We start from the raw sequence: 10203 nt of genomic DNA, 5'->3' as shown, positions 1-10203 counted from the left end.
CTCCTTCCCTCCTCGATCGGAGTTTCCTCCTCATAGAGGTCCTCGGGGGGTTCCTCCCCCCCTAGAACGATATCCTCATCCTCCGGCTCTACCAACCAGCTACCCCCGCAGGGAACACGGTCTTCCCCTCAACCCCCGGATCATCGTTTTTAAAGTTTACACCGGGAGTTCGAGGGGATCGCGTTGGAGGAAGTGATAGAGATAAGGTGGCACGGGAGGGGTGGGCAAGGGGCCGTCATCGCGTCCAGGATAGCTGCGGGGGCGGCATTCCTCGAGGGGAAGTGGTCCCAAGCCTTCCCCTTCTTCGGGGCCGAGAGGAGGGGAGCCCCCGTGACCGCCTTCACCAGGATAGGGAGCTCCCCCATAAGGCTGAGGAGTCAGATATACGAGCCTGACGTCCTCGTGCTCATGGACCCCATGTTCTTGGAAATGGAGGCCGCCTGGAGGGGGGTCAAGCCCAGCACAGTGGTAGTGGCCAACACGCAGCGCAATGAGGAGCTCCTCCTACCAGCGAGGGTGAGCAAACTGGCCCTGGTTGACGCCACGGCCATTAGCGTGGATCTCGGTCTGAGGGTGGCCGGGCTTCCCGTGCCGAACTCGGCCATGGTGGGGGCCCTGATCAGGGCCACGGGCCTCTTCTCCCTGGAGAGCGCCGAGAGGGCGATCGGGAGGGTTATAGGGAGGGCAGTCGAAAAGAACGTGGAGGCCCTCAGGAGGGCATACGAGAGGACGGAGGTGATAGAGGAGCCCAGGTTCATCGGGGAAACCCCAGCTCACGGCTGACTCTCGACGTATGCATCGAAGAACCTTGTGTAGACGTCGACCTCCCCCTCACCGGGCTTCAGCTCCATCTCCCTGACCAGACCGCAGTTGAAGCACCTTATGATGGCCTTGGCATCCTTCCTGCTCATCTCAACCATTATGGAGTTGTGCTGGCATGAGGGGCACCTCAGGAATGCGGACTTCCTTCTCCTCCTCACCCTGACCATCGTCCTCCTCTTTCTCCTCCCCATGGTACCACTGGTGAGCCTCCCGGGTTCACTATAAAAGCGGAGGTGATGGGAGGGGGGATCGTTTTATACACCCCTCCGGCCCCGCCTACCTGATGCTCGCCTACTTCGAATCCCTCAGGAGGGGGCTTGAGGAGGCTCTCTCGGTGGCAAGGGAAGCGAGGGCGCTTGGACTTGACCCGAGGGAGGAGGTCGAGATAGGAATAGCTGATGAGCTCCATGAGAGGATAGCGGCGCTCTTCGGCAGCGAGTCCATAGGGGAGAGGGTCAGGTACTGGCTCGGTTCCACGGGAAGCAAGGTTGAGACGGCCTTCAGGGTTATAGGGGAGATAGTGCCGAGGAGGGGTGAGGAGAGCAGGCTGGAAATAAGGATGGGAGCTAGGGAGAGGGCGGAGCTCGCCCTGAGGGTTGGTATGGCCATAATAACGGATGCCACTGTCTCCGCGCCGATAGAGGGGATAAGCAGGGTCGAGCTGAAGGGCTCGGGGGGCGAGAGCTACCTCTCAGTGTATTACAACGGACCCATAAGGACCGCAGGAGGGACGGAGGGGGCGATGAGCGTCCTAATGGCGGACTACATAAGGCAGAGGCTCGGCCTGGGGAGGTACGTCCCGACCCGTGAGGAGGTGGAGAGGTACGTCGAGGAGGTCTTCCTATACAGGAGGATAGCGCACCTCCAGTACAACTCCGAGCCGGAGGAGGTGAGGAGGGCCGTCATGAACATACCCGTCGAGATAACCGGCCCCCCAACGGAGAGGGAGGAGGTCTCCTCCCTCAGGAACCTGGCCAGGGTGGAGACGAACAGGGTCAGGGGAGGGGCCGTCCTCGTGATAAACGACTGCATATTGCAGAAGGCGAGGAAGCTCAGGAAGATGATAGACCAGATCAAGGGGAGGATAGATGACTTCGATGACTCCTGCTGGGGGTGGATGGAGGGGGGTGATGAGGGGAAGGTCGAGCTCGAGCCCGGAGGCTGCCCCGTGGTCGAACCCTCCTACAAGTACCTGAAGGATGCCGTGATGGGCAGGCCCGTGCTCTCGCATCCCTCAAGGATAGGAGGATTCAGGCTGAGGTACGGAAGGGCCAGGAACACGGGGCTGGCATCTATAGGGATGAATCCGGCCACGATGTACCTGCTGGACAGCTTCATAGCGGTGGGAACCCAGGTCAGGATGGAGAGGCCGGGGAAGAGCGCTGTGGTGATGCCGGTTGACTCCATAGAGGGGCCGACGGTCAGGCTGAGGGACGGGAGCCTCGTCAGGGTGGACGATCCCAGCAGGGCCCTCGAGCTGATCGATGAGGTCGAGGAGATAGTTCACCTGGGTGACGTGCTCATAGCCTACGGCGAGTTCCTGGAGAACAACCATCCCCTGCTCCCATCCGCCTGGACCGAGGAGTGGTGGGAGGGGATCGTCAGGAGGAAGGGGGGAGAGGCGAAGAGGCCGGAGAGCTTTGAGGAGGCCCTGAGGATCTCCAGGGAGCTTGGAGTGCCTCTCCATCCCAGGTTCACTTACTACTGGGAGCACCTGAGGGTGGAGGATCTCATGAAGCTTGTCAAGGCCGTCAGGAACGCTTCATATGGTAGGCTTAGGTTCGAGAGCGATCTGAAGAGGATCCTGGAGCTGCTGGGGGTCCCTCACAGGGTAGAAGGGAGCGAATTAGTCTTCGATCCCGAGGACTGGAAGCTCCTCAGCTATGTGGCCGAGAGGCTCCCCGACTCGGTGGGCGATGAGAACTCGAGCTACGCCACCCTTAAGCTCCTGAACGACTTCCTGGAAGTCAAGATAATGCCGAAGGGTCCAACTAAGGTGGGGATGAGGGTGGGTAGGCCGGAGAAGGCGAAATCAAGGAAGATGAAGCCCCCGGTGAACCTGCTCTTCCCGGTGGGGAACCTCAAGGGGTCATCTAGGTCCCTGGAGGCCGCTTATGAGAGGGGTACTGTGAGCGTCGAGGTCGCCCTCAGGCTTTGCAGGAGCTGCGGGATGAGGACAACGCTCTTCAGATGTCCCAACTGCGGATCCCCAACATCCAGGCTCCTCTTCTGTCCGGTCTGCGGGAGGCAGGTCAACGGCAGATGCCAAGATCATCCTGCGGCCGAGCCCGTGCAGTACAGGAGCGTGAAGCTCAACATAAGGGAGGAGGTCGATAGGGCCATCAGGAAGCTCGGGGAGAGCCCTGAGCTGCTCTCAAAGGTCAAGGGGGTGAAGGGACTGACCAGCGGGTCCAAGATACCGGAGCCCATCGAGAAGGGCATACTAAGGGCCAAGCACGGTCTCCACGTCTTCAAGGATGGGACCGTGAGGTTCGACGCCGTCAACGCGGTGCTCACTCACTTCAGGCCCGAGGAGGTCGGAGTCAGCCCTGAGAGGCTGAGGGAGCTGGGTTACGATAGAGACATTAACGGTGAGGAGCTGAGGAGAGGTGATCAGATGCTGGAGCTAAAGGTCCAGGACGTGATAATACCGAGGGCAGCTGCCAAATACCTTGTCTCGGTCGCGAAGTACGTTGATGAGCTCCTGGTGAAGTTCTACGGTCTCAAGCCCTTCTACAACGTTGAGAGGGAGGAGGACCTGGTGGGGAAGCTGATCCTGACGATATCCCCCCACACGTTCGTGGCGAACCTGGCGCGCGTTGTGGGCTTCACGAACGCTGACGTGCTCTTCGCCCACCCATTCCTCCATGCCGCCAAGAGGAGGAACGTTGATGGGGATGAGGATTCAATAATGCTTCTATTAGATGCTCTCATCAACTTCTCAAAGGAGTTCCTCCCATCAACTCCAGGGGGTAGGGAGGATGCTCCACTCCTCCTCGTGAGCAGGGTGGATCCGAAGTACATAGACGATGAAGTGTACAACATGGAGGTGGTCGGGGAGCTCCCCCCGGAGTTCTACGAGGCGACCTACAGGTTCGAGGATCCCTCGAATCTCAGGGGGATCGTTGAGACGGTCGGGAGGAGGATAGAGAGCGGCGACATCTACCCCAGGATAATGAGCTCGGTGGGGACATCTAGGATCGATGATGGACCCCTCCAGACGACTTACAGGAGGCTGGACAAGATGTCCGATAAGATGGAGGCCCACTTCTCGCTGGAGAGGAAGATAAGGGCGGTGGATGCTATGGACGCCCTGGCCAGGGTGATAACCTCCCACTTCATAAGGGACATAGTGGGAAACCTGAGGGGCTTCGGCCAGCAGGTCTTCAGGTGCACGGAGTGCAACGCCAAGTACAGGAGGCCCCCGATATCCGGGAGGTGCCTGAGGTGCGGAGGCAACATAACGCTCACAGTCCACAGGGGCACTGTTATGAAATACCTCAGGCCCACTCTGGAGGTGATGAGGAGGTATGGGGTCGAGGGATACCTGCTCCAGAGGGTGAGGCTCATAGAGAGCGAGATATCCTCCCTCTTCAGGGAGAGGAGGGGCTCTAACGGTGCCGATCTCTCCAGCTTCCTCGTCGAGTCTGAGGGAAGGGGTAAGAGGGCGACCAGGCTGGTGGACTTCCTATAGGTGGTGCGATGTACTGGAGGAAGATAGCGGAGCTCGAGGGGGGTGAGGTCGCCGTGCTGGGGGTGGTGATAAGCGTCTTCGAGAACTGCATCGTTCTGGAGGATGGGACCGGAAGGGCCAGGGTCTACCACGATGGGGCATCCAGGTTCAAGCCGAAGGATGTGGTCTACGTGGTCGGCACCCTCATATCCTCGGGGGAGTTCAAGGAGATCCAGGCTTACGCAGTTGCCGAGCTATCAGGAATGGATATAAGCTTGTTGAGGGAGGTGGAGCTGATGAGGAAGAGGGTAATGGATATGGTGGAGGGTGTGGGGGATGCCGAATAGGGTGGTCTTCGAGGAGGCGGGCACGCTGAAGGCCATAGTGGAGGCGGTGGAGTCCCTGGTGGGCGAGGCCTCGGTCAAGATAGACCCGGATTGGGGCCTCGGGCTCCAGGCGCTCGATCCCTCCAAGACCGCGATGATCCAGATATCCCTCCCGAGGGCCTACTTCATAGAGTTCGAGGCGGAGGGGGAGAGGTTCTACGGGATAGACTTCGCAGATCTTGCCAAGATACTGAAGAGGGTTAAGAGCAAGGAGAGGGTGGAGCTCACTTTCACCGAGTCCAGCATGAGGATAGTGAGCATGAACGGGTACAGGAGGTCCTTCGAGTTCCCGCTGCTGGCTGGCACCCCCTTCGAGTTCAAGACGATAAAGGTTGACTTCAAGGCCAGGGCGAGGCTCGACAGCGACACAATACCCAGCGTGGTCAGGGACCTCAAGGTGGTGGGTTCGGACGTCGAGATATACATAGACAGCGAGAAGGTTGAGTTCAGGGTGACCAGCGACAGGGGGAAGGCGACCATCTCGATAACGAGGGATGATAGAGCCCTCATAGACGTCTGGGCGGAGGAGCCATCCAAGAGCCTCTACAACATGGCCTACCTCGAGAAGATGACTAAGCCGGCGGACATATCCGAGGAGGCGGACATAGAGCTGAGGACGAACGCCCCCCTAAAGCTTAGCTACCCGCTAGGGGGTGTGGAGGGAGCGGGGATCACATATTACCTTGCCCACCTACAGGTCTGATGATCTCCTCGCGGTGGTGGCCCCCTTCTCGAGGCGGGGGGCTTCGATACTGGGGGACCTGACCCTCGAGGACCTGGCCGAGGACCCGGGGCTGGAGGAGGTCAGGTCCCTCGCCAGGGAGAGGCTGCTGTATGCCCTGAGGGGAAGGGGGTTTCACGCACCCAGGAGCCCGGCATTGGAGGTCCACTCCTTCGTCCTGGCGAAGCTTATAGCTGCAGGGGCCGGGAGGAGGGTCCTCTCCAGGCTAGCGGACTACGAGGCCAAGAGGTTCCTGAGCCTCTGCAGCAGGCTCAGCATGGACCAGCTAAAGGAGCTGGCGGGCGAGATGGGGATCTCGATCAGGGGGGAGCTCTGGGTGGACCTGGCCAGCTACCTGAGGGGGGCATCCAGGATAGGGGGGAGGAGGTGGAGGCTCGTGAACAGGGTGGTCTCCAAGGGCTACGTTCTGGTTGACAGGTACGAGCTGGAGAGGCTGATGGCCGAATACGTCAGGGAGAACGTCTTGAGGACTCCAGCTGCGGAGCTGCCCGATCCCCTGAGGAGGATCGCCGAGGAGTTGAGCCTGAGCGAGAGAGGAATTGAGGTCGAGGCCCGGGTGAAGGGGGAGCTCCCCCCCTGCATCTCGGAGCTCGTGGAGAGGGTGAGGTCCGGGGATAACCTGAGCCACCAGGCCAGGTTCGCGCTCGTCTCCTACCTCCTGAGCTACGGCTGGAAGGAGGAGCAGATAATAGACCTCCTAAGGAGCCTCCCTGACTTCAAGGAGAAGGTGACAGCTTATCAGGTGAGCCACATAGCGAGGAGAAGGTACAGGCCCCCAAGCTGCGAGACCATGAGGCTCTGGGGGCTTTGCGCGGATTGCGGGAGGAGGAGGGACTGAGGGCCATAATGGACCTCTTCAGGGCATACTACAGGTCCATGAGGGGAGCCATCTACGTGCCTAACGTGGAGAGGAGGGAGTTCATGTTCAGGGGATTCGACGGGAGGGTGAGGAGGCACATGGCCTTCAGGGACCTTGAGGAGCTGAGGAGGCACCTCGTCTACGAGCCCCCACTGGATGCCTACTACTCCGTCTCGCTCTACGAGAGGCCCGAGGCAGATATGAGCGAAAAGGGAAGGTTGAGGGCCGATCTACTCTTCGACATAGACTCCAGCGACCTAAGGGATGAGGAATGCGAGAGGGGCTCCATATGGAGGTGCAAGGGATGCGGGAGCATGGGGACCGGACTGAGCCCAAACAGGTGCCCCCAGTGCGGGTCTGAGAGGATTGAGGTGAACCACTGGCTCAACGAGAGGTGCATAGAGGTGAGCAGGGAGGAGGTGAGGAAGCTGCTGGAGATACTGCTGCATGACCTGGGGGTGGACCCCGGGTGGGTGCTCATAACCTACACGGGAAACAGGGGCTTCCACGTCAGGGTGATCGATGGCCCCCTGACCCAGCTGGGGAAGGAGGAGAGGAGGGAGATCGCCCACTACGTCATGGCTATGGGCCTAGATCTCTCCAGCTTCATGTACGCTGATGGGAAGGGTCTGAGGGTTGACGCCAGGAGCGGTCACGTGGCCAGGGCCCTGAGGATGATGGGAGGGGAGCTGGCGGAGAGGCTGATGGGGGGAGGGGCCGTCAGGATGAGCCAAAGGGAGAGGAGAAGGCTTGAGGAATCGATAAGCTCCCTCATCCCAAGATCTGCCGCCAGGATAGACTGGATGGTGACGATGGACGCCGGAAGGCTCACCAGGATACCGAACAGCCTCCACGGTAAGACCGGTTTCAGGGCCCTCAGTCTCACCCTTGATGAATACACCACGATGAACCCATTCGAGGATGCGGTCGGCCTTCCCAACGAGCCCGAGCTCACCGTTGAGGTGAAGCTAGCGGTGCCCAGGTTCAGGATGAGGGGGGAGTCCTTCGGGCCTTACGGCGAGGGGGAGAGCGTCAGGCTCCCGGCAAGCGCAGCAGCTTTCCTCGTGCTTAGGGGGAGGGCCGATCTCCTGGAGGCCTGATGCTAAATAAAATCTCCTTGATTTGGCTCAATCTGTCTTAGGCGACATTAACCCGAGCCTCTCCATCTGCGGGGCCAGTATCTCGGCCTTCCCTCCCCTGGGTCTGGCCAGGACCTCCTCGCAGACGTGGCACCTCACGACCCTGGAGGCGTGGGAGAATATGACCTGCTCGTTCCCACACCTGGGGCACCTGACCCTGACGAAGTAGCTCTTGGGCAGCGGTATGAGCTCCCTCATATCACCTCTGCACCTCCACCTTGGCCAGCCTTCCCAGGTTCCTCAGGACCTTCCTCCCGCACTCCTCGCACGTGAGCACCAGGAGGGCCTTCTTCGTCGTCTTGGCCTTCCTCCTCAGCATCCCCCTGGGCTCCCCTCCATAGCCCCTCCTCTTCCTCTCCAACTGCCTCTGGCCCCAGGAGAGAGTCCTGGCCCTTCCGGCCTTGTAGAGCGAGACCTTGTGGGGCGTGTGCCTCCTGCACCTGGGACAGTAGGTTCTAATCGTCGCCGGCACCTGCATCCTCAACCACCTCCACCGCGTCTCTCATCTTGAGGGCCTCAGCATTCTCCTCAGGTATCAGCGCGACGTCACCCTCGGAGAACGGACCATACACCTTCATGTCCACACCGACGAACCTGGGCACATGAGTTTTAAACGTTACTAGGGCCAGCCTGCCCGGCCACTCGAGGGGCTTGAAGGAGGGCCTTTCCTCCCTCATCTCCTCCCTTCTGACCTCTCCCTCGACCTTGGAGATTTCAACGCCGTAAGAGGCCTTCCTGATGAGATCCATAAGCCTGATGGAGTTCTCGAGCTCCACCCTTAGGTCCCTCAGTATCTCGGATGCCCTGGCGTAGACCCTGCCCTCGAGGCCCGCCGGCAGATCCCTCGAGAGCTCCTCCTCGAGCCTCCTAATCTCCGCGACTAGGGAGGGGCTCACCCTCCCCTCAGCTATCGCCAGCAGGACCTCCCTGATGAGCTCCCTGTACCTCAAGGGTTCAGCCTAAATGGTCAGCGGCAACCCTATATAGGCCTTGGGGTGTGAAGGGTCCATGCATGCTGCATGGCTTCTCCAGCCGAGTCCCTCAGGCGCTGATTCAACGGCATTAGGCAAAGAAATGGAAATAATTTATCTTCACTTTTCGACCTTACATATTATAATATTTTTGTTGTGCCTTATATCATGAGTTTTTTGTATACAGATCATATTTATAGAAATATTATTTCCCATATCGCGGAGTCATCTTTCCTCAGTTTTTTCCCAGGTTTTTTCCTCCTGCATCCCAGTTACCTTCCTTCTTCCCTGAGCATCTCCTGAGGATAACCAGATCCAAGGTGGAAAATTAGCCCTAAGCAACCGAGAAAACCGCGGCGATTCTATGAGCGGTGCCTCGGGATGTTTCCCCAAAAATTATTATATATTCGTTTTTAATTCGTCATCGCGCATTTTTCCTCGTTGCGCATTCTGCACATTCTATGCTTAGAGTGTGTCTAGATGCAGCGTCAAGACAATCCCCCAGCGGCCAGCTGAAAGGCTCGGCATGGCAGCGACTGATCGCATGATGGTCAGCGTTATATAGGGGATGGGTATGAGCCCCCGGGTGGTGAATTGGGGGTCCAGGCATTCCCAAAGAGGAACGATCTCGTAGTGGCAACGGTGAAGGTGGTCGAGGATCATGGCGTCGTGGTGAGCCTGGATGAGTACGGCGGCATGGAGGCTTACATACCCAGGAGCCACGTGGCCTCCGGGAGGATAAAGGACATAAGGGACTTCGTGAAGGAGGGGGATAAGGTAGTCGGGAGGGTCATAAGGGCGGACAGGAGGCTGGGGCAGGTCGACCTCTCCCTAAGGTACGTCAGCGCAAGCGAGAGGAGGGAGAAGCTGGAGGAGTGGAAGGAGAGGAACAGGGTCCTCTCGCTCCTCAGGGTAGCGGCACAGAGAGTAGGCTACGGGGATCCTGATGCGGCCGCAAGGGAGGCCCTGGAGAGGCTCTACGAGCGATACAGGAACCCGCTGGACGCGCTGGAGGATCTCATATACGAGGGCCCATCCGTGCTTACTGAGGCGGGGATCGATGTGAGGCTCGCGGAGGAGCTGAGGGTGATAGCAGAGAACCAGCTGAGGCCACCCGTCTACATCAAGGACCTTGTGGTCAGGGTTGTGAGCTACGCGAGCGACGGGGTTGAGAGGGTGAGGAGGATCCTGATGAGGGGGGTTGAGGCCGCGAGGGAGGCTGAGGTGGATGCCTACGCAGCTGGCGCGCCTAAGTACGTCATCTCGATAAGGTCCAGGGATCCGAAGATGGTGAAGAGGGCGGCATCGAACATCATTAGGGCGATGGAGAGGGAGGTGGGCGCCAGCGACTCCTTCGAGCTAGTGGAGGAGAGGGAGCGCAGGAGGAGGTCCTGAGATAGTCTTCCGTCGAATCTGATCCTTGAGGTGCTTCAGCGAGGGTCGATCGAAGAGGTCCCTGAGAGGCCCTCTCATCGCGGGGAGCTGCTTCGGTCAGCATCCCCGGGAATTGGCTCGAATGGAGGCTCAGTAAACTTCCTGCAACGTTCCGCAACCGTTTTAGGGAGAACGCTTTTATAGTTTCACCGGACCCATGCCCGCCCCCTTCGGGGG

At 59.4% G+C, this 10203-nt stretch carries 11 protein-coding genes; 7 read left to right on the top strand and 4 right to left on the bottom strand.

The features are described 5' to 3' along the window. The first annotated feature begins 192 nt into the window (after positions 1–192). Positions 193–783, top strand: a complete 591-nt coding sequence (locus BA066_04885; protein ID RDD53361.1) for a pyruvate ferredoxin oxidoreductase — start codon at positions 193–195, stop codon at positions 781–783. Here the strand turns inward: BA066_04885 and BA066_04880 are convergent. Next, positions 774–1013, bottom strand: coding sequence for a hypothetical protein (locus BA066_04880; protein RDD53360.1), 240 nt, complete (start codon positions 1011–1013; stop codon positions 774–776). The genes BA066_04885 and BA066_04880 overlap by 10 nt on opposite strands. A 92-nt stretch (positions 1014–1105) precedes the next feature. On the opposite strand from BA066_04880, the gene BA066_04875 reads away from it, so the two are divergent. From BA066_04875 to BA066_04855, 5 genes are read left to right on the top strand one after another with little or no spacing between them, the layout of a single operon-like run. Beyond that, positions 1106–4516 (top strand): DNA polymerase II large subunit, encoded by a 3411-nt coding sequence (locus tag BA066_04875; GenBank protein RDD53359.1) that lies wholly within the window; start codon positions 1106–1108, stop codon positions 4514–4516. 8 nt (positions 4517–4524) lie between these two features. Further along, entirely contained in the window at positions 4525–4842 is a 318-nt protein-coding gene (locus BA066_04870) for a hypothetical protein (protein ID RDD53358.1), read from the top strand. Further along, entirely contained in the window at positions 4832–5584 is a 753-nt protein-coding gene (locus tag BA066_04865) for a hypothetical protein (GenBank protein ID RDD53357.1), read from the top strand. The genes BA066_04870 and BA066_04865 overlap by 11 nt, the downstream gene beginning before the upstream one ends. Continuing rightward, positions 5565–6461, top strand: coding sequence for a hypothetical protein (locus tag BA066_04860; protein ID RDD53356.1), 897 nt, complete (start codon positions 5565–5567; stop codon positions 6459–6461). Before BA066_04865 ends, BA066_04860 begins: the two co-directional genes overlap by 20 nt. Then, a complete protein-coding gene (locus BA066_04855; GenBank protein ID RDD53355.1) occupies positions 6440–7582 on the top strand; it encodes a hypothetical protein in 1143 nt (380 codons plus the stop codon). Before BA066_04860 ends, BA066_04855 begins: the two co-directional genes overlap by 22 nt. Positions 7583–7609: 27 nt before the next feature. Here BA066_04855 and BA066_04850 read toward each other — a convergent pair whose 3' ends face one another. The 3 genes from BA066_04850 to BA066_04840 are packed head-to-tail and all read right to left on the bottom strand — an operon-like array spanning position 7610 to position 8571. Next, positions 7610–7819, bottom strand: a complete 210-nt coding sequence (locus BA066_04850) for a 30S ribosomal protein S27e (GenBank protein RDD53354.1) — start codon at positions 7817–7819, stop codon at positions 7610–7612. A 1-nt stretch (position 7820) separates the two neighbouring features. After that, positions 7821–8099: a 50S ribosomal protein L44e gene (locus tag BA066_04845; GenBank protein RDD53353.1), complete on the bottom strand. Its 279-nt coding sequence runs from the start codon at positions 8097–8099 to the stop codon at positions 7821–7823. Beyond that, positions 8077–8571 carry a hypothetical protein gene (locus BA066_04840; protein ID RDD53352.1) on the bottom strand — a complete coding sequence of 165 codons (495 nt, stop codon included), beginning with the start codon at positions 8569–8571 and terminating at the stop codon, positions 8077–8079. The genes BA066_04845 and BA066_04840 overlap by 23 nt, the downstream gene beginning before the upstream one ends. Before the next feature lie 615 nt (positions 8572–9186). On the opposite strand from BA066_04840, the gene BA066_04835 reads away from it, so the two are divergent. After that, positions 9187–9987 carry a S1 RNA-binding domain-containing protein gene (locus tag BA066_04835; GenBank protein RDD53351.1) on the top strand — a complete coding sequence of 267 codons (801 nt, stop codon included), beginning with the start codon at positions 9187–9189 and terminating at the stop codon, positions 9985–9987. Positions 9988–10203: the final 216 nt, after the last annotated feature.

Source organism: Candidatus Korarchaeota archaeon NZ13-K (assembly GCA_003344655.1).
Classification (GTDB): Archaea; Korarchaeota; Korarchaeia; order Korarchaeales; family Korarchaeaceae; genus Korarchaeum.
Note: the sequence above shows the minus strand (reverse complement) of the source record. Positions and strands in the feature narration are given on the sequence as shown.